General features: G+C 34.2%; 21 protein-coding genes. 10 read left to right on the forward strand and 11 right to left on the reverse strand.

Annotation, left to right across the window (positions count from 1 at the left end):
- The first annotated feature begins 19 nt into the window (after positions 1–19).
- Complete coding sequence (locus BGI23_RS23415; protein ID WP_070807041.1) at positions 20–1,015, forward strand: Rpn family recombination-promoting nuclease/putative transposase; 996 nt, start codon at positions 20–22, stop codon at positions 1,013–1,015.
- Between the two features lie 225 nt (positions 1,016–1,240).
- On the opposite strand, the gene BGI23_RS23420 is transcribed toward BGI23_RS23415, so the two are convergent.
- From BGI23_RS23420 to BGI23_RS23445, 6 genes are all read right to left on the reverse strand, one after another.
- Positions 1,241–1,420 (reverse strand): hypothetical protein, encoded by a 180-nt coding sequence (locus tag BGI23_RS23420; RefSeq protein WP_014481772.1) that lies wholly within the window; start codon positions 1,418–1,420, stop codon positions 1,241–1,243.
- Positions 1,421–1,495: 75 nt separating this feature from the next.
- Positions 1,496–1,843, reverse strand: a complete 348-nt coding sequence (locus BGI23_RS23425) for a YxeA family protein (protein WP_000819356.1) — start codon at positions 1,841–1,843, stop codon at positions 1,496–1,498.
- A gap of 239 nt (positions 1,844–2,082) precedes the next feature.
- Complete coding sequence (locus tag BGI23_RS23430) at positions 2,083–2,673, reverse strand: DedA family protein (RefSeq protein ID WP_070807042.1); 591 nt, start codon at positions 2,671–2,673, stop codon at positions 2,083–2,085.
- Positions 2,673–3,251, reverse strand: a complete 579-nt coding sequence (locus BGI23_RS23435; protein WP_070807043.1) for a class I SAM-dependent methyltransferase — start codon at positions 3,249–3,251, stop codon at positions 2,673–2,675. The genes BGI23_RS23430 and BGI23_RS23435 overlap by 1 nt, the downstream gene beginning before the upstream one ends.
- A 143-nt stretch (positions 3,252–3,394) precedes the next feature.
- Positions 3,395–5,344 (reverse strand): ABC transporter permease, encoded by a 1,950-nt coding sequence (locus BGI23_RS23440; protein WP_070807044.1) that lies wholly within the window; start codon positions 5,342–5,344, stop codon positions 3,395–3,397.
- Positions 5,331–6,101: an ABC transporter ATP-binding protein gene (locus BGI23_RS23445; RefSeq protein ID WP_000859654.1), complete on the reverse strand. Its 771-nt coding sequence runs from the start codon at positions 6,099–6,101 to the stop codon at positions 5,331–5,333. The genes BGI23_RS23440 and BGI23_RS23445 overlap by 14 nt, the downstream gene beginning before the upstream one ends.
- A 305-nt stretch (positions 6,102–6,406) precedes the next feature.
- Between BGI23_RS23445 and BGI23_RS23450 the strand changes: the two genes are divergently transcribed.
- Positions 6,407–7,279, forward strand: a complete 873-nt coding sequence (locus BGI23_RS23450) for an AraC family transcriptional regulator (RefSeq protein WP_070807045.1) — start codon at positions 6,407–6,409, stop codon at positions 7,277–7,279.
- A gap of 45 nt (positions 7,280–7,324) precedes the next feature.
- On the opposite strand, the gene BGI23_RS23455 is transcribed toward BGI23_RS23450, so the two are convergent.
- From BGI23_RS23455 to BGI23_RS23465, 3 genes are read right to left on the reverse strand one after another with little or no spacing between them, the layout of a single operon-like run.
- Positions 7,325–7,954, reverse strand: coding sequence for an SdpI family protein (locus tag BGI23_RS23455; RefSeq protein ID WP_000820682.1), 630 nt, complete (start codon positions 7,952–7,954; stop codon positions 7,325–7,327).
- Positions 7,955–7,977: 23 nt separating this feature from the next.
- Positions 7,978–8,616: an SdpI family protein gene (locus BGI23_RS23460; protein ID WP_070807046.1), complete on the reverse strand. Its 639-nt coding sequence runs from the start codon at positions 8,614–8,616 to the stop codon at positions 7,978–7,980.
- Positions 8,613–8,885: an autorepressor SdpR family transcription factor gene (locus tag BGI23_RS23465; protein WP_001070526.1), complete on the reverse strand. Its 273-nt coding sequence runs from the start codon at positions 8,883–8,885 to the stop codon at positions 8,613–8,615. Before BGI23_RS23465 ends, BGI23_RS23460 begins: the two co-directional genes overlap by 4 nt.
- A 208-nt stretch (positions 8,886–9,093) precedes the next feature.
- Here BGI23_RS23465 and BGI23_RS23470 point away from each other — a divergent pair, with 208 nt between their 5' ends.
- From BGI23_RS23470 to BGI23_RS23495, 6 genes are all read left to right on the forward strand, one after another.
- Entirely contained in the window at positions 9,094–9,789 is a 696-nt protein-coding gene (locus BGI23_RS23470; RefSeq protein WP_000276737.1) for a response regulator transcription factor, read from the forward strand.
- Positions 9,790–9,791: 2 nt separating this feature from the next.
- Complete coding sequence (locus BGI23_RS23475; RefSeq protein ID WP_000765332.1) at positions 9,792–10,814, forward strand: sensor histidine kinase; 1,023 nt, start codon at positions 9,792–9,794, stop codon at positions 10,812–10,814.
- Between the two features lie 94 nt (positions 10,815–10,908).
- Positions 10,909–12,882, forward strand: coding sequence for an FtsX-like permease family protein (locus BGI23_RS23480; protein ID WP_000145041.1), 1,974 nt, complete (start codon positions 10,909–10,911; stop codon positions 12,880–12,882).
- Positions 12,883–12,956: 74 nt separating this feature from the next.
- Positions 12,957–14,912, forward strand: a complete 1,956-nt coding sequence (locus tag BGI23_RS23485) for an ABC transporter permease (protein ID WP_000144899.1) — start codon at positions 12,957–12,959, stop codon at positions 14,910–14,912.
- Positions 14,913–14,932: 20 nt separating this feature from the next.
- Complete coding sequence (locus tag BGI23_RS23490) at positions 14,933–15,685, forward strand: ABC transporter ATP-binding protein (RefSeq protein ID WP_000393244.1); 753 nt, start codon at positions 14,933–14,935, stop codon at positions 15,683–15,685.
- Positions 15,682–17,655: an FtsX-like permease family protein gene (locus BGI23_RS23495; RefSeq protein ID WP_070807047.1), complete on the forward strand. Its 1,974-nt coding sequence runs from the start codon at positions 15,682–15,684 to the stop codon at positions 17,653–17,655. The genes BGI23_RS23490 and BGI23_RS23495 overlap by 4 nt, the downstream gene beginning before the upstream one ends.
- Positions 17,656–17,705: 50 nt before the next feature.
- On the opposite strand, the gene BGI23_RS23500 is transcribed toward BGI23_RS23495, so the two are convergent.
- Positions 17,706–17,897 (reverse strand): YjcZ family sporulation protein, encoded by a 192-nt coding sequence (locus tag BGI23_RS23500; protein ID WP_001290393.1) that lies wholly within the window; start codon positions 17,895–17,897, stop codon positions 17,706–17,708.
- Between the two features lie 277 nt (positions 17,898–18,174).
- Here BGI23_RS23500 and BGI23_RS23505 point away from each other — a divergent pair, with 277 nt between their 5' ends.
- Both BGI23_RS23505 and BGI23_RS23510 read left to right on the forward strand, forming a co-directional pair.
- The gene (locus tag BGI23_RS23505) at positions 18,175–18,768 is read left to right on the forward strand and encodes a TetR/AcrR family transcriptional regulator (protein WP_070807048.1); all 594 of its coding nucleotides are present in this window, start codon (positions 18,175–18,177) and stop codon (positions 18,766–18,768) included.
- Between the two features lie 47 nt (positions 18,769–18,815).
- Positions 18,816–19,487: a YqeB family protein gene (locus BGI23_RS23510; RefSeq protein ID WP_070807049.1), complete on the forward strand. Its 672-nt coding sequence runs from the start codon at positions 18,816–18,818 to the stop codon at positions 19,485–19,487.
- An 88-nt stretch (positions 19,488–19,575) separates the two neighbouring features.
- Here the strand turns inward: BGI23_RS23510 and gntP are convergent, their stop codons facing one another.
- The gene (gene gntP / locus BGI23_RS23515) at positions 19,576–20,901 is read right to left on the reverse strand and encodes a gluconate permease GntP (RefSeq protein ID WP_000356148.1); all 1,326 of its coding nucleotides are present in this window, start codon (positions 20,899–20,901) and stop codon (positions 19,576–19,578) included.
- Positions 20,902–20,904: the final 3 nt, after the last annotated feature.

Raw genomic sequence — 20,904 nt, forward strand, 5'->3', positions numbered from 1 at the left:
ATAAGGGAGAGGACAACCTTTGTTCAACCAACAATTAGTGAATTTACGCATTGATTTTGCATTTAAACAATTGTTTGGTACGAATGGTAGTGAAGATATTCTCATTGCCTTTTTAAACGCGATGTTACAAGAGTCTTTAGAGTCACCTATTGCTTCTCTACAATTAGAAGATCCACATTTACACCGAGAACACGCAAATGATAAATTATCAATTCTAGACATTTCAGCAACATTAGACACAGGGACAAAAGTAAATGTAGAAATACAGCTTAATAATAATCACGATATGATGAAACGCAGTTTATATTATTGGGGAAAATTATACACATCTCAGTTACAAAAAGGTATGCCCTACAGTGCACTTCGTAAAACCATCACCATAAACTTATTAAACTTCATAATGTTTTTAGATCACAAAGAATTTCATACAACGGGCACATTATGGAATACAGAACAACAGGAACTCTTGAGTGATGACATAGAGATTCACATTGTAGAAATTCAAAAGTTAACAGAACAATGGCATGAAGAAAAAGTAAATCCGTGGAAAGATCCATTTGTTCGTTGGCTTTTATTGCTTTCAGCAAATGAGGATGAGCACTTAACTAAACTATTGGAGGATATTGCGATGAACCAAGATCCTATTTTACAAAAAGCGATAAATAAATGGGAACGTATGAGTCAAGATTCATCTTTCCGACAAGCCTATGACGCAAGAGAGAAAGTTTTAATGGATGAAGCAGCAAAATTTGCCCATGCTGAGACAGAAGGAATAAAAAGAGGAATGGAACGAGGAATGGAACAAGGAATGGAACAAGGAATGAAAAAAGGACTTGAACAAGGTATTGAACAAGGTATTGAACAAGGTATTGAACAAGGGCGAAAAGAAGGAGTTCAACAGGGAAAAATTCAAATGATTAAAAGTATGTATGCCCTTGGTATACCACTTGAAACGATTGCTAAGGCAAGTAAATTAAGTGTACATGATGTTGAACGAATTTTAGAAAATAAATAATGATAAAAAGGCGAAAGAGAACATAATTTTCACTATGTTCTCTTTAAGCAACAGAATTCAATTCAGTATAGATACATTTTCTTAATAAATAGTGCTAGGGTTTCTTAATGTTTTCTTAAAAAGAAGTTCAATAATCATAAAAAAAGCCTGCAGTTGTTCCACTGCAGGCTTTCAAATATTTAATAAATTGATGAAGCTAAGTTCATTGTTGCCTTTTTAACTTCTTTAAAAGATTAAATTACATCTCGAACAAAAAGGTGCAGAATTTCCTTTTCTAATTTTCGTATCACATTTTGGACAATATACGTATCGTTCTTCTATCTTTTGTCGTTCTATCATATGTAAAGATACTACCCTCATACTGCACATAATCCCAATTAATATAAGACTAACAACGAGTAGCATACCTCTCACTCCTCCCCTCTAAATTTTACCATAAAATAATAAACCCGATTCTCTCATCAAGAATCGGGTTTATATTTACAATCCTAACTTTGCCTTTGCACCATCAGGAAGTTTATCTATCTTTACTTGCACTTTGTCATGTAAAACCTTTCCTCTTGTAAGCACGTGCCAATACGAACCTTTTTGTAATTCACCTACTCCATCAATCGTTACTTCTTTTTCCTTCCCATCCATATCGTAAGCTTTCACCGTATACTCACGGCCTTTATTTCCGCCTAATTCTTTTCCATCATTATCAATAATTGCGTAATGATTCTCTATATCAAGAAATGGGTTCATCCGATCTAATAGCTTACTCCCACTTAATAAATATGCCGCTCCTGCGACGATAACAAGTAATGATCCAAAAATAAATCTTTTCATCTATATTCCGCCTTTCATTATGTTTTCTTGAGAACATTTCTAAGTATAGAGCGCATTTCTTAATAAAAACTCGTACGGTTTCTTAACTTTTTCTTAATGTAGAGGAAACGTGGCACCACATCTAGGTACATGAAATTATATCGACAATTTTTTCAATATATCGACTTACCAACAAAAACTGACAGTAGAACCGCACAACAAAAGAGGCTGTTCCAAAATGTATTTTGGAACAGCCTCCTCTACTTACTAACTACCGCACTTCTTTTTACATAAAACAAACTGCCAATTAAAACGACAGTTACGCCAAAATACACACCATACTCTATCGCAACTGCTACAATACTTTCAATATGTTGCCCAAATAAAGAACCGAGCACAAAGTAAACGAGTGTCCAAACAAACCCTGTCGTATAGGAATACAAAGCATACGCCTTAAATGACATGTTATTCATTCCAACTACATACGGTACAATATGTCTTACAACTGGTATGAAGTAACTTGTAACTAACGCATAATGACCATATTTCTCTACCATTTGTTGAGATTTCAAAAGATATTTCGCCTTTTTCTTTTTCATTAGCTTATGAAGTACTTTTGCACCAAATATTTTTCCTAATATATAACCCAAAGATAGCCCTGATACAACGCCTAAATACGTTAATAAAAATGCAGGAATGACACTTAATATTCCTAGTGACGATACAAATCCACCACTCATTACAATCATTTCATCTGGAATTGGCATACCGATAATACCTAACCATAAACAGAAAAATAATGCCCAATAACCGTATTGTTCAATATAAGATAATAATTCATGTAATTCCATTATGCATATGCTCTCCTTAGCTCTTTTTTACAGCTAAAGATGTAAGCTGGCGGGAAATTGAGCCACACTTTTTCTAGTGTAATTTTAGGAAAGAAGTGCTGGATAAATCCTTTTTTCACAAGTGAATATTGAAATGTAATAAATTCCCCATTCTCATGTATCGCTTCCATTACATTGTTTAAAATGCGTTTTGAAACTTCTTCTGGCAAAGAAGTGAAAGGCAATCCCGATAAGACGTAATCAACGCATTCTATATGGAACTCTTCCATATACTTCTTTATATTTTCAGCTGAACCGTGTACAACAATGACGTTCTGCTCATCTTTAAACTTTCTCTTTAACTCTTTGCAAAACACTTCATTAATTTCAATAAGAAGAAATATTGTGTCCTGCTTCTTTCTCTTCATAATCTCTTTCGTAAAAACCCCTGTACCAGGCCCTAACTCTACGATGCACTTCGCCTTATTAAAATCAATTACATCTACCATTTTCTTTGCTAATATTTTTGAACTTGGCGCAATTGCACCAGTATGTTTCGGATGTTTAATAAATTCGTGTAAGAATGTTATGAGTTGCATATAAACCTCTCCTCATTCGTTCGATAGTTTTTAACTTGTTTTTAAGTATAACTATCGTTTCTTAACAAAAATTGAGGAGATTTCTTAAGATTTTATGAAGAATAAAAAAACAGCTATCGCCTATAGCGATAGCTGCCCCTTTATTACTTCGCACTCACAATCTTATAATAAGAACGAACCGTTAAGAAGTAATATCCAATATAAATCGCGCCGTATACTCCGATACTAATTAGAAGCGGAATCATAATTTCAAATGGTAATATATTTGATAAACCTTTTAGTGCAAATAAGCTGTGTAAAATACCGATTACTAACGGAATCGCAAAGATAAAGCTTACTTGTTTTGCGATAGCTTTCTTCATTTCTTGCTTCGTTACCCCAACTTTATGAAGGACAATGTAACGATCACGGTCAGCGCTTGCTTCTGTTAATTGTTTAAAGTAAATGATTGAGCCTGTCGCTAATAGGAAGACTAATCCTAAGAATAACCCAATAAACATCATTAAGCCTGTCGTTTCAAGCCCCATTTGGAATCCTGTATAGAAATCGTTAAATGGTTTTAAAACTTCTGATTCAGCAGCTGGCATAATGCTTGCTAATTTTGTTGTTAGCTCTTTACTATTTCGCTCACCTTTTACATCAATATTTTTTACAGTGCGCGTTTCGTTTACTTGTTTCACTTGCTCATATGTTTTATCAGGAACGATTACAAATAATTCATTTAAATTTGTAAGGCTTCTATTATTCACACCTTTAATTTTTAATTCTTTTGCCTCATTTCCAACAGGGATTACAGCTGTATTTCCTGTATAAAGAGGACCAAAATCCAGTTTCTCAATATATAAGCTATCATATACGAAAGCTTCATTCGCACTTAAATTTACAGGTTCTACATCTAAATGTTTCACCTGTTTATTAAAGCTTGATTGAGAAATAAGCTGGTACTGATTCGTAACATTATAGTGTGTGTTCAGAACTTGATCAGCTCTTTCACCTTTAAATGTTCCTTTCACAGGAATCATTTCAACTTCTGATTCATATGTGACTGGATGATTATTCTTCTCTCCAGCAAGTATTTCATTTACTTTTTTATCTAATGCTGCATCTTTTTTCTCATAGGAATAACTATACGGTGCAGCAACTTTTGATTGCGTAAATGTGTTGTAATACATCGTAACTGACGTACCAACCGCTGTTAATGTAACTGCACTTAAAATAGCGATTGTCGCCAGTGATTTCGCATTTCCTTTAATACGATATAGTAACTGCGATGTCGTTACCATATTCATACCATTATAAAATGCTGACTTATTATTTCTTGCACGTTTCAATACAAATACTGTGAAGAACATGAACAGTAAATAAGTCCCTGCTACTGTCGCTAATAAAATGTATAATGCAACGACCATAAAGTCTGCATACATAACTGCTTTCATGTACATTAGCGCTAAAAAATAACCTGAACCGATTAAGAAAACTGAAATGAATGCCATAATGACAGATCCTTTTGGCATTGTTTCTCCTTCACGTTCTGCACGGAAAAGTTCAATTAACTTAAAGCGATAAATTAAACGATATCCTTGAAGTGATGTATATAAAATAATCACAAAGAAAATAAGTGCTGTATCAATAATGGCAGCTATCGGTACTTCAAAATGAACATTTAAATTTAATCCCATCATATTTACTAATAACTCAAGGAATAATTTTGAAAGGACACTACCAATCGCAATCCCGATTACTAATGACATTAATCCCATTAACATATTTTCATAAAAGAGCATTTTACCAATTTGTCTTTTACGAATACCTAATAAGGAATAGAGTCCAACTTCTTTTTTACGTTTTCTTGTAAAGAAACCGTTCGAATATATAATAAACACCGCTACGAAAATAATAAGCATCACACTGGAAACTTGGAATGCCCCGCTAATTTTTTTAGAAGCTTCCGCTGCTTTTTCCATTTGTGAATTATATTGCAGTGCTTTAAATGTAAAGTAAATAACGATACTAAAAATCATAGATGCAAAATATACAAAGTAGTCTTTAAAGTTCCGCTGTATGTTGCGGAGGGCAATGCTAGATAAGGTCATCAGCCATACCTCCGGAAATAGAAGACATTACATCAACGACTTGTTGGAAGAACTGTTTACGCGTTAACTCGCCGCGGTGCAATTCTTTATATAACTCACCATCTTTAATGAAAATAACTCGTTTACAATAACTTGCCGCAAATGCATCGTGCGTTACCATTAAAATTGTAGAGTTATCATACTCATTTAACGACTTCATACTTTCAAGTAAATCTGTTGCTGATTTCGAATCAAGCGCTCCGGTTGGCTCGTCCCCGAAAATCATACTTGGGTTTGTAACGATTGCACGTGATGCCGCACAGCGCTGCTTCTGTCCGCCTGATACTTGATATGGGAACTGACTTAAAATATGATCAATACCGAATTTCTTTGAAATTTCAAGAACGCGGCGATCAATCTCACTCGCTTTCACTTTTGATAACGCAAGAGGTAACGCAATGTTCTCTTTTACAGTTAACGTATCTAATAAGTTATAATCTTGGAAGATGAAACCTAAATGATCGCGGCGGAATAACGCTAACTTATCATCATTCATTTTCACAATATCTTTTCCATCAATTAAAATTTCACCGTTCGTCGCATTATCAATTGTAGAAAGAACATTTAGTAAAGTCGTCTTACCAGAACCAGAAGGTCCCATAATTCCAACGAACTCACCTTCTTTTACTTGTAAGTTAATACCTTTTAACGCTGCAAATTTATTACCACCTGTGTCATATACTTTTTCAATATTTTTTGCTTCTAACACTGTTTTCATCTCGACATCCCTCATTTCATCTATTCTCTATTTTCACTATATACATTCTCTACTCTTGCCACTATCGATGTTTCTTACACAAACATGACAGTTATGTAAGACCAGTAAGCAAAGAAATCAAAATTTAACCTAATGAATCAAAGTACTTTGTTACTATAACATTGGGATATCATGCCATCCATTCATTCTCCTTACAGGAACATTACAATTTTGTAAGGTACAAAATGTACCCTACAAAGTTGTGCACGAAATGTCGGATGGAGCTATTTCGTTCCTGCTATTCTATGTACAGAGGAGGTCATCATATGGATTCACTTAAAAATATGAATGCTGCAATGCACTATATTGAAAACAACCTAACAAATGAAATTAATTTTAAAGAAGTTGCGAAGCTAGCTTACTGCTCGGAATATCATTTCAAAAGAGTGTTTTCTTTTCTAGCTGGCATATCACTATCAGAATATATTCGTTGTAGACGTCTTACTCTCGCTGCTTTTGAACTAAAAAATAGCGATGCAAAAGTCATTGATGTCGCTATCAAATATGGGTACAACTCACCAGATTCTTTTGCGCGTGCCTTTCAGAACTTGCACGGCATAACACCTTCAGAGGCCCGAAATAGTAGTCATTCCCTAAAAGCCTATTCACCAATGACCTTCCAATTATCCATTCAAGGAGGAAATGAAATGAACTATCGAATTGAAGAAAAAGAGCCATTTCGAATTATAGGTATTACAAAACGAGTACCGATCGTTTTTAACGGTGTAAATGAAGAAATCGCTTCTATGTGGAAAAGTTTAAACCCAGATTCTATTCAAACATTAAAGTCCCTTTCAAATATGGAACCTACTGGAATTATTAGTGCTTCTACTAATTTTTCTGAAGGAAGAATGGAGGAAAAAGGAGAACTCGATCATTATATTGGAGTAACCACAACAAAGGATTGTCCAGAGCAGTTTAAACAACTTGAAGTTGCTGCTTCAACGTGGGCTATATTCGAAGCTGTCGGTCCATTTCCTGATGCACTACAAAATGTATGGGGACGTATTTATTCTGAATGGTTCCCTTCTTCGAACTATGAACTAGCGGAAGGACCGGAGATATTGTGGAATGAACAGAAAGATACATCCTCTCCAAACTTTAAAAGTGAAATTTGGATACCGGTTTTGAAGAAGTGATAAAAAAACAAAGCTGCTCTTCCCTAAAAGGAAAAGCAGCTTTATTTACATTTTCAACTCTTCTTTATAAATGCTATATGACTTTATTGTTGATACGATAATACATATTAATATGATTCCAATCCCCATAAAAATATTAAATGGATCTGGAAGCAAAGCCCCGGCATATATACAAAGTGAACCTATTACAAATACCCTCGAAGCAAATCTATGTGTTTTTCTCCAAACTACAGGATTTTCTAATGTCCAGTCCATTCGAATGCCTACTAACCCGTTCGGCTTCGTTTGTTGCATGTAATTACCTAATACAAGAAACAATGTTCCAAGTCCAAAATTAAATGCAATTGAGCCCGATGCAATATAATTAGACGCTGCTAATAGTGCAAATATGTTACATCCAAATCCGATAAAGAGAATAGCATAATTAATCGCTGAAAGAACTTTGGATTGCTGTATAGACTTATCTTTTATGAATCCAAAAACTAGCCATATCATATAGAGCACTACCATACTACCTATCGAGAATGAACTTGCTTCTATTTTAGAAAAATATCCATCTACTACTCCTGCAGCATTATAATGGCGTGGAATTTGTTTTGGTAAATATGGCCATACAATATACCATCCAATTGCAATGCCACTAATTAAACTCCATGGTAATACGTGTCTTTTCATCCTCTCTCCCCCATAATTTTTTATTAGGCCCCTATTTCTTTTTTATAAGCAACATATGAATATCCCATCGTTAATCCTACTGCCCCGACAATAATTCCAATGATTAGGAAACCTTTCCACGCTACGGGGGCAAAAATACTTAAAATCATAATAACCCCTAATACAACAAACACTTTTCCGCTAAAACGGTGTGTCTTTCTCCATACTTCTTCGTTACTTAACGTCCACGGTGTTTTTATGCCTACAAAATAATTCGGTTTACATTGTGGTAAATAGTTGCCTATAACTATAAATAAAAGACCAACAAGAATATGCGGTGTACTATTCATTGGAATGTCATAGCCTAATCCAGCTCCAATTCCAATGATATTTACTAAAAATAATAAGATTAATACACTATAATTTATTACATTATACCCCTTAGAAAACTTATCATAATTCTTATACTTCGGATCTATCTTAGGCAATACAGTCAATAAAGCATATATAAAAACCATAATTGCCACATCAAAAATCATACCTCCCATTTTAGACATATGTCCATCTACTTCACCCGAAACATTCCAGTGACTCGGAACTTCTTCTGGTAAATTCGGCCAAGCAACGCACCATGCAATAATCGTTAAAGCAATTAATAATAACGGAAATATATGCTTCCTCATTTCCCCTCTTCCCCCTTATTCGTAAACGTAAACACCCAAGTTAATAAATCTTGAAATACAGTTGTGTTTAAAGAGTACACAACGAATTGCCCTTTCTTTTCATCTTGAATAAGTTCAGCATTTTTAAGTGCGTTTAAGTGGTGTGAAATACTTGGTTTTGTCATATTGAAATGTTCAGCGATCTCACCAGCGGTTAGATCACCTTCTTTTAACAAGTCTAAAATTTTTCGCCTTGTTGGATCTGCTAATGCTTTGAACGCTTGATTCAATGTCTTTCTTCCTTTCGATAATTAGACATTTAGATATTTATCTAAATGTTAAAATGATTTCAGTTGATTGTCAATTATATACGAGGCCCTTTTTACTTTTTACGCTTTTGCCCTATACTGTTTATTAGCTTATCTTTCAACATAATGAAAAGACTTGAAACACATGATACACTATAGCTACAATTGTTTTTTTAGGAGGAATATACATATGTATAAAATTTTAATCGTTGAAGACGATCCAAATATTTCATCATTACTGCAATCTCACATTCAAAAGTATGGCTATGAGGCTGTTGTTGCGGAGAATTTCGATGATATTATGGAATCGTTTAACGCAGTGAAACCACATCTTGTGTTACTTGATGTAAACTTACCGAAATTCGATGGGTTCTACTGGTGCCGCCAAATTCGTCATGAATCTACTTGTCCAATTATTTTCATTTCAGCTCGTGCTGGTGAGATGGAACAAATTATGGCGATTGAAAGCGGTGCGGATGATTATATTACAAAACCGTTCCACTATGACGTTGTAATGGCAAAAATTAAAGGTCAATTACGCCGTATTTACGGTGATTATGCGCCAAATATTTCTGAACGTATCGTTGAAGTAGAAGGTTTAAAACTATTCCCAGAACGTCCTGAAATTCACTTCGGATCTGAGCAAGTTCTTTTAACGAAGAAAGAAGCTATTTTAGCAGAAATGTTATTATCTAAATTCCCTCGTACAGCGAGCCGTGAAGATTTACTAGCTGCCCTTTGGGATGACGAGAGCTTCGTTGAAGAAAACACATTAAACGTAAACATTACGCGTCTTCGTAAAAAGTTCAATGAGCTTGGTATTGAAAATGCTATTGAAACAGTGCGCGGACTTGGGTATCGTTTTAACGCAACTTGGAGTGAATAAGCATGAAGCTATTTTTACGTGATCATTTTGCATTTTTTCTACTGTACATATTAAACTTCGGTATCATCTTCGTTCTTTATGATGCAGTAGATGGATTCCAAAACAATAAATTTTACTTCGTCGTTTTAAGCTTATATTTATTTATTTGTTTCCTCGCTTATCGTTACGTTCGCAATCGTAGAATGTACCATAGATTAAGTGAACAACCAGAAAAAATGGAAGATGCGTTTATTGAAAGAGCAACTGCTCCGATGCCTCACGGTGTAAATGAACTTGTGCGCACGCAGTATCGTCTCTTCCAAAAAGAACTACAATCGTATGAAGTAAAACAACAAGAACATCAATTATTCATTAATCACTGGGTGCATCAAATGAAAACGCCCGTTTCTGTTATGCAACTTATGGTACTCGAAATGGAAGATGAACATTTAATTCCGAAATTCAAAAAAGAATTAGAACGTCTAAACCAAGGACTGGATATGGCTTTATACATGGCAAGGTTAAATAACTTCCATGAAGACTTCCATGTTGAGACGATTTCATTAAAAGATACGGTAACGAAAAACATTAATGGATTAAAAGAACTATTTATCCGAAACGGAGTCTTCCCTGTTTTAGAAGTTCATTCTGATTTACAGGTTGCTTCTGATGCGAAATGGCTAAAATTTATCATCTATCAGTTAATGACAAATGCCGTTCGTTACTCTGGTGAGCGCGGAAAGAAAGTATTCTTATCCGCTTATCGAAACGGAAAAGATATTATTTTAGAAGTTCGTGATGAAGGTGTTGGTATTCCGCAAGAAGATATTCGACGAGTATTCGAACCGTTTTACACTGGGAAAAATGGTCGTACATTCGGAGAATCTACTGGTATGGGACTTTATATCGTAAGTAAAATTTGTGATTATTTAGGTCACTCTGTCAAACTAGATTCTGAAGTTGGGAAAGGAACGACGATTAAAATCATCTTCCACAACGCTGCAAATAATCAATCAGAACATACGGAGAAGGTGACCGAAGCATGATCGTAACATATGCAAGCAAAATGTATGAGAACTCACTCTCATACATTTTTTGCAATAAAACTACTTCTATATCTTCTAACCGGAGGTATAATTTATGACCTTTTGGCAATTTGCATTTAAAAACGTCACGCGCAACTCGAGAGCTTATTTTGCTTACTTTGTAAGTAGTTCTTTTTCGATTGCCGTTTTCTTTTCATTTGCTGTTTACTTATTCCATCCGAAATTACAAAAATTTGGCATGGTCTCTGAAATTTCAGGATTAATGATATTTTCAGAAGTAGTAATTGTATTTTTCTCTTTCTTCTTTTTACTATATTCCATTGGTACTTTTTTAAAAGTTAGAAAAAAACAATTCGGCGTCTTGACCGTTTTAGGAATATCTAGAAAACAATTACACCGTCTCGTCTTCATGGAAAATATGTTAATCGGTATTTTATCTATCTTTTTCGGCATGCAGTTTGGACTTGTCTTCTCGCAATTTTTCTTATTAGTGACAGCAAAAATTACGCACGTACCGGGCATATATTTATACTTGCCTATTAACGCGTTTATTTTAACGACAATCGTCTTCCTTAGTCTTTTTATCGTTGTATCTACATTGACACCGATGCTCATTCGTACAAAAAAAGCGGTACACCTTTTAAAAATAAATAGTAAAAAACGAAAAGAAAGAAAACCGTCCATACTTATTTCTTTATTTGGTGCGATTTGTTTATTTGGTGGCTATGCGTTAGCTGGAAATCCTAAATATTTCGTATCAGTAAGCCCACAAATAGGTGTTATATATATGGTTTCAAGTATTTTCGTCATTCCAACGCTCGTTACAATCGGTACATATTTCTTCTTTTCACAAATTAGTTTCTTACTTATTTATATTTTAAAGAAAAGAAGAAAGTTTTATATGAAACAGATTAATATGCTTTGGATTTCTGATTTAGCAAACCGTATTCGAACGAATATTAATATGCTTTTTATTGTAGCAATGCTATCTACTATCGCTTTCACAATGATTACGTTCCTATATGGGTTCGGAAAATTTATTAAGCTAGACGTTAATAGAACTTCGCCTTTCCCAATTTCTTATTTTTCTTATGATGCGAATCCTTTTGTTACAGAGCATTTAAATTGGCTTGAGCAACAATTACAAAAAGAACATTTTCCCTATAAGAAAATAAAAGCTGATATATATAAAACACCACTAAAAGAAGATAAAGATGTAGCTATTTATGATGATGTATACGCAATTAAGCAAAGTGACTATAACAAGCTTGCGAATTCTTTACGAATGAAACAACTATTTATAAATGATAACGAAGCATATGTTTTAACGGGGACGTCTTATATCACTATATTCAATGAATTTGAGCAAAGCTATAAAAGAGATTACATTACACTCTCTAGTACAAATACGAAATTAAAAGTAAAAGGCTATGAACATATCAGTGCAATTCCATCTGACTTTTCATATCAAACGATCGTATTGCCTGATATTGTCGTGAACAACTTACCTAACACGGTAAAGCATATATCAGCATATAATTACAAAATTCAAAACTGGGAACAGACGTATGAGATTGCTGATAATTTTATAGAAAAAGTGCAAAAAGATCGAAACAAATTCCAGTATGAAGGACCTCTTATTCGATCCTTTGAATCAGCAGGATCGTTATATAGAATAACATCTGGTAGTGCTGCATACTTCTTAATCGGTACATTTTTAGGAGTTATTTTCTTCATTGGTGCTGGTAGTGTTCTTTATTTTAGAATGTATACCGATTTAACGAACGAACAAGAGAAATATATAACAATTTCTAAGATCGGTGTGACAGATAAAGAGATGAAACGATCTGCAACCATTCAGCTTAGTATTTTATTTTTCGTTCCGTACATTATGGCATCCATTCATACAATGTTCGCAACGAAAATGCTGCAAGATGTAATTGGCTTATCGTTGTTCAAAGAAATTTCAGCCGTTCTTATTATTTTTGGATTCGTTGAAATCGTATTTTTCTTATTCATTCGTTCACTTTATATGCAAAAGCTATCACAATATACTAATACACATTAAAAAGGTTATTACATAAAAAAGGTGGGATCTCTTCCCTCCTTTTTCATGCTCATTATATTAGGAGGTTTAGGTGAATGACATTTTGGCAGTTTGCATTTAAAAACGTCTCGCGGAACGCCAGAGCTTATTTCGCCTATTTTGTAAGCAGTGCGTTTTCCATTGCTATTTTTTTCTCATTTGCAGTTTACTTATTTCATCCTAAATTGCATATGACAGACGTAAATTATGCTCTGAACATATTAATGACAATTTCAGAAGTTGTCATCGTATTCTTTTCATTTTTCTTTTTACTATATTCAATCGGTACTTTCTTAAAAGTACGAAAAAAGCAATTTGGGATTTTAACAGTACTTGGCATCTCTCAAAAACAATTAAAACGACTCATATTTATAGAAAACATGTTAATTGGTGTTCTTTCTATATTTTTTGGCATTCAACTTGGACTTGTCTTTTCACAGTTCTTTTTATTAGTTACCGCCAAGATTACACATGTACCTGGCTTATATTTATATTGGCCTACAAGCGCCATTATTTTAACTATCATCATCTTTCTCGGACTCTTTATTCTCGTATCATCTTTTACACCGATGCTCATTCGTACGAGAAAAGCTGTACGTCTTTTAAAAGAAGGAACAAAACAAAAAGAAAGAAAAGCATCTGTGCTCATCTCTCTATTTGGTGCAACATGTTTAATATCTGGATATGCATTAGCCGCAAATCCATTATATTTTCTGTCGCTAGGTGATATCATTGGACTTTTATATGCCGTCTCTAGTATATTTGTCATCCCATCGCTTATTGCAGCTGGAACATATTTTTTCTTCTCGCAAATTAGCTTTTTACTCATTCGTATATTAAAAGCGCGAAGAACGTTTTATATGAAACGCATTAATATGCTTTGGATTTCTGATTTAGCATCACGTATTCGGACAAACATTAACATGCTTTTTATTGTAGCGATGCTATCAACACTCGCTTTTACAATGATTACATTCTTATACGGTTTTGGGAAATTTACAAAGTTTGATGCGATAAGGGAAAACCCTTTTCCTTTTACATATTTATCACATACTGAAAATACGTTAGCGGATGAGCATTTAAACTGGTTAGAGCAGAAGTTTAATGAAGAACACTTTACTTATACAAAATTTAAAACGGATATATATGAAGTATCTTCAGCTGAAAATAATACGCAACTCTATTACGCAATTAAACAAAGTGACTATAATGTACTTGCTAAAGCATTAAATTGGGAAAAACTCACGGTGAATAAGAATGAATCTTATATTCTTATGAAAGACTTAGATGATCAAGTTATTGGAACACTTCACAATAAAGAACAGAAAAATACTCTTACACTTACTCAAAACAATTTACAACTACACGTGAAAGAATATAAAAGTTATAGTCCATTCCCAAACAGCTTAATATACCAATTACTTATACTATCTGATGAAAATGTAGAAGCCTTATCGACCGTTTCCAAGCAAATGAGTGTATATAACTTCAAAGTTACAGATTGGGAAAAAGCACATAATATCGGTTCATCGTTTATAACAAAAATCCATAACGACAATGCAGCAATTCAAGCAGAGCACCCGCCTTTCCATGCAAGTGAAGCGAGCGATTCTCTATATAAAACAAAACTAAATGTCGCTTCATTTTTCTTAATTGGTACTTTCTTAGGTGTTATTTTCTTTATCGGAGCTGGCAGTGTTCTTTACTTCCGGATGTATACAGATTTAACAAATGAGCAAGAAAAATATATAACGATTACGAAAATTGGTTTAACGGAAACTGAAATGAAACGTTCAGCGACAATTCAGCTTGCGATTCTTTTCTTCGTGCCTTACATTATGGCATCCATCCATACGATGTTCGCGACAAAGATGTTACAAGAAGTTTTACATCTCTCGTTCTTCGCTGAGATTACAGTCGTACTTATGATTTTTGGAACAGTTGAAATTTTATTTTTCCTTTTAATTCGTTCCTTTTATATGCAAAAATTATCACAACACATTAAGTTTTAAAAGATAGAAAGGTGATTACTATGGAAGAAGTATTACACATAAAAAACGTCTCAAAAGTATATGAGGGAAAAGTCCCTCATACAGCTTTAAAAAATATAAATTTACATGTAGATAAAGGTGAATTTGTCGCTATCATGGGACCATCTGGTAGCGGGAAATCTACGTTTTTAAACGTTATTTCTACAATTGATTCTCCGACTGCTGGTGATGTCGTGATTAACGGAAAAAAACCACACACATTTCGTAGAGAGAAGTTAGCTATTTTCCGCCGCCAAGAGTTAGGATTTGTTTTCCAAAACTTTAACCTACTAGATACACTAACAATCGGTGAAAATATCGTACTACCTTTAACATTAGATAATGTTCCATTAAAGGAGATGGATGAAAAGCTTGATAACATTTCCAAGAAACTTGGAATTGATCATATTTTGGATAAACGTATTTTTGAAGTTTCTGGCGGACAAGCACAGCGTACCGCAGTAGCTCGTGCTGTTATTCATCACCCTTCACTTCTACTTGCAGATGAACCAACAGGAAACTTGGATTCAAAAGCGGCAATTGACGTAATGGAGCTATTTACAAAATTAAATAAAGAAGAAGATGCAACAATTTTAATGGTTACTCACGATCCATTCGCAGCGAGTTATTGTAACCGCGTCATTTTCATTAAAGATGGCGAGCTTTACAACGAACTACACCGCGGGCTATATCGCGAGAAGTTTTATCAAGAAATATTAGATGTTTTAGCATTATTAGGAGGAAGACGTGGATGACATTTTGGCAGTTCGCATTTAAAAATGTCTCGCGTAATTCTAAAGCATATTTCGCTTATTTTGTAAGTAGTGCGTTTTCGATAATGGTTTTCTTTTCATTTACTGTATACGCGTATCATCCGCGCTTACAAAGTGTACAAGGCTTTCAAGATCGGGATCCTCTAATGAACTTAGCTAGTACAGCACAGCTTGTGATCGTTATGTTCTCGTTCTTCTTTCTCTTATATTCAATTGGAACATTTTTAAATGTTCGGAAACAGCAATTTGGGATACTCACGATTCTCGGTATCTCACAGAGACAATTAAAAAAACTTTTATTTACTGAAAACATGATAATCGGGCTATTATCTATTTTCATCGGCATTCAAGGTGGTCTTGTATTTTCTAACTTTTTCTTATTAGTCACTTCAAAATTAACAAGTGCGAAAGGCCTTTATTTATATTGGCCAACAGAAGCGATTATCGTTACAACCGTAACGTTTATCATTTTATTTTTAATCGTTTCTACGTTTACACCAATGTTTATTCGTACTCGAAAAACAACGAAGCTTATTAAGGGCGTTAACAAAGAAAAGAGCGAAAAGAAACCATCTATACTCATTTCACTATTTGCTGTAATTTGTTTAGGGCTATGCTATTATATCGCTGGTTATCCGCGAGGCTACGTAACGGAAAAAAATGTGCAAAATGGATCTGTCTTTTTTATTATGTTATCTATTTTACCACTCGTAATAGTCGGGACATATTTATTCTTTTCACAAACATTTCTTCTTTTTATCTATATTTTAAAGAAGCGTAGAAAGTTTTATTTAAAACAAATAAATATGTTATGGATTTCAGATTTAGTTTCTCGTACCCGCAGTAATATTAATGTACTCTTTATCGTTTCTATGCTATCTGCACTTGCATTTACGATTATTATTGGATTATTTGCTGCTAATAACAATACGAAAGCATCAGTACTAGAGCGACATCCTGTCCCCTTCACTTATACGTCAGAAGGTGACAATTCCCTTGAACAAAAGCATATTACTACAATTGAAACTGAACTTACAAATAATAATTTTCCTTACAGAAAATATAAGTTTACAGTATTAAAAGATACAGCTTCAAAAGAAGACATTATGCTTATGAAGATGAGTGATTATAACGCAATTGCTAAACAATTGAAAAGGTCGGAAATAACAATCGATTCTACAGAAGTGTATATTATTTCTCGCCACTCACCAGAACTTCTCGATCTTGTATCTAATCCATTTGCAAAGCAAAATACGATTACACTCGGGTCTAATAAAAAAGAATTTTATATTAAAGGGTTTATTAATAAGGGGATCGAACCATCCTTTGCATTCCCACATTTAGTTGTCGTACAAGATTATGTATTTGATAATATGATTCCTCATATTGAAACAACCGTAATCTACAACTACTTCGTAGAAAACTGGGAAAATGCAATAGTTCCAACCAAAAATATGTTACGTGTTATTAGTAGTGATGCACGTACGTTCTACGAAAAGCATACAGAAGAGAACGCTCAAGCTCCTTTCTTCATACATACGGCTACGGATGAACTCATTTACGGTAAAGGAAATGCGGTCGCTCAATTCTTTATTTGGGCATTTCTCGGTTTTATTTTCTTTATCGGTGCAGCTAGTGTTTTATACTTCCGTATGTATAACGACTTAACAAATGAAAAACAAAAATACATTACCATTACAAAGCTTGGTTTAACAGAATCAGAAATGTTTCGCTCCGCAACGATTCAATTAGGAATTTTATTTTTCGTTCCTTACATCGTTGCTGGTATTCACACATTATTTGCGGTTAAATTTTTACAAAGCATGTTCGCTTTTTCTTTACTAAAAGAGTTATTAATTGTACTCACCTTTTTCGGGATTATCGAGATCATTTTCTTCTTCTTAATCCGTTCTCTGTACATTAATAAGTTATCACAGCATATCAAAATATGAATAAAATGGCCTTGTGCGTATTGCACAAGGCCATTTTCAATAGTTTTTAATTAGCAGCAATATCCGCCGTAGCCGCCGCCATAACCGCCGTAACCACCATAACCACAACCGCCGCCTCCGCCGAAGCAGCTAGCACCGATGATAATTAATAAAATAAACAATACGATTAGAAGCGCAAAACCGCCTCCGCATCCATGTCTGCGGTTACAATCATCATGTCTGTGTTCACACTTTTCGCTCATTACTCTATTCCTCCTTTAGTATCATTCATAACAAGTTCACCTTGCTCTAAATGAGGGGATTCCATTTATAGTATGTTTTCAGGGCGAATCGGAAGCTTGGCTTACTTAAAAACGGGCTTGTTTTAGGGATTAGGCTTGATCAATAGGCGAATTACCCTTATCAAGATGTAAGCATAAAGCATTTGACATACTTCTAATTTCTTACTAAAATTTAATTGAACGACCAATCAATTTTTTGATTATACATTCAAATTTTAAAAATCAGGAGTTGAATAGCGTGACTGATTCTTTTATTGCAGAGGCTAGACGTGAACAAATTATTCTTGCATGTATTGATACATTAGAAGAAGTTGGATATAACAACTTAAGCTTAACGAAGGTAGCAAAAAAAGCTAAGATTAGCACTGGACTTATTTCTTATCATTTCAACGATAAGCTTTATCTTATGAATCGGACATTACAATTTTTAGTTGAGAAACAACATGAATTTATTAGCAATCGAGTACTATTAGCCCAATCTGAAATAAACAAACTAGAGGCTTTTATTGAAGCACATTTGGCTTATCAAGAAACTCATTACAAAAATAATATTGCCTTAATTGAGATTGTCTTTAATGCAAGAAATGAAGAGAATATTCCTTATTACAGAATCGAAGACGACGAAGAAGATGATGCTCTTAGAACGATGTTATTCGATATTTTGAAGACTGGTCAACAAAATGGAGTCTTTTCTAACTCTTTCCGAATTGACACATTGGCTTCATTTATTTTAGGAGCAATCGAAGAAAGAATGCTAAAGGCGAATTCATCTATATCTATAGAAAATTACTCAGATGAGCTCATAAAAATGGTGAAGAAACTCACTATTTAAATGCCCTGATTTTGAAAAAATATATATTTAGAAAGGATGAACTACAAATGAAAAAGGTATCTGTCATTGGATTAGGTTTTTTAGAAAAATTACTTGCTATAGTAAGTCCAATCCTTTTAGGCGTTATTGGATATTTTTCACCTAAATTAATAGAGATTATAAAAAAGATTCCTCTCTTTTCTGATTCAAAAATTATAGAACTTTTACATTCTATTAACCCTTTCTGGCTTTCAATTATCCTCATGTCAATTGGCGCTATTGCAGGGATTTTCTTTTCTTTAATTATTTATAGTGAAGCTTTAAAGATGAAAATCAATTCAGAAGGTATTCATATGAGTAAAGATGAGCAAGAAAAACAAATTACAAAGGCGAATGTAAAAGTCGTTTTTGTAGAGAATCGTCAAGTGGTGGTCATTGATCAAGAAGACCGAGAATGGCTACGTGAAACATCTGATATAAATCCACGTAAAATTAAAGATATTTTCTTGCTGCACGGTTTTCCATGGGTGGAACAAGATCCTTATAAACAGGACTATAGTCTATGGAAATTAGAGGATGGGCGATTTAGTAAAAGTGTAAATACGATTTTATATAAAAGACGAAATGCCCTTCGAGAAGGAAACTCGAAAAAAAAGAAGCATTTACGCAAAGATTTGAATGAGCTAGGAGTCTTTGTCAAAGACGATGGAGAAGATCAGTATGTCCGTTCCATTAAGTAATAGAACGATAGAAAGCATAAAAAAACGAATAAAGCACGCAGAGAAATTACATTTTCTCTGTGTGCTCTATTCGTTTAAATCGGCTCTTCTAAATAAACATATTCAATAAAAGCGCAAAACCAAATGCAATAAATGATAACAATGTCTCGAGTACCGTCCACGTTTTAAACGTTTCCTTCACCGTCAAACCTAAATACTCTTTTACAAGCCAGAACCCTGCATCATTTACGTGAGAAAACATTAATGAACCTGCTCCGGTTGCAATAACAAGCAACTCTAAATTTACACCAGACATGTGCTGAATAACCGGTGAAACAATCCCTGCCGCTGTCGTTAATGCTACTGTCGCTGAACCTGTTGCAATTCGAATTAATCCAGCTACCATGAAAGCTAATACGATTGGTGATAACGATATATGTTCTGCCATTTGCGCGATCGCCGTTCCAACGCCGCTTTCAATTAATATTTGTTTAAATCCACCGCCTGCACCGATAATTAAAATAATGGAACCGACCGGTAATAAACTTTCGTCTGTTAATTTTTTAATCATCTTTTTATTAATTCCTTGTCTTATTCCAAGTAAATAAAATGCTGCGAAACATGAAATAAGTAAAGCAATTACTGGACTTCCAATAAACACAAAAAATTCAGTCATCTTTTTCGGTAATGAAATATATGGTGCAACGACCGATAAAATCATCAATACAACTGGTAATAAAATAATAAAGAATGAAACTTTACGACTCGGTAAATCAGTTGAGACAGTCGTAACTCGAATAAGCTCTGGTTCATTTTCAGGTATAACCCTTTTATGTACCCACTTTGCAAATATCGGTCCTGCGATAATGGCTGTTGGTAACGCGATAAGTAATGAATATAAAAGTACCTTTCCTAAGTTCGCGTTATAAATACCGATTGCTGTCATCGCCCCTGGATGTGGTGGCACGAGCCCGTGAACAATAGATAACCCAGCAATAACAGGTAAAGCAATTAATAATATGTTTTGCTTCGTTGTTTTTCGAATTGAAATAACAAGTGGTAATAAAATGACAATCCCTACTTCAAAAAAGACGGGAATCCCTATAACAAACCCTGCAAATAACATAGCCCAAGGTAATTTTTTTACGCCGAAAAATCGAATAAAGAAATCTGCAACTTGCATGCCTGCCCCTGAATCAGACATCATTTTCCCTAAAATTGTTCCGAGAGCTAAAATACCAACTAAATGCCCTAGTACACTACCAACACCAGTTTCATAGGCAGCCACTATTTTCGTTAAGTTCAGTCCAGACATAATAGCTAAAAATAAACTCGCAACTGTTAAACTAATAAATGCATGCCATTTCCACCATGATACCCCTAAAATAACAATCGCAATTGCAAGTAACGTGACGATTAATAAGTATATATCCATCTC

It is taken from the genome of Bacillus sp. ABP14 (assembly GCF_001831375.1).
In the GTDB taxonomy this organism is placed as follows: Bacteria; Bacillota; Bacilli; order Bacillales; family Bacillaceae_G; genus Bacillus_A; species Bacillus_A paranthracis.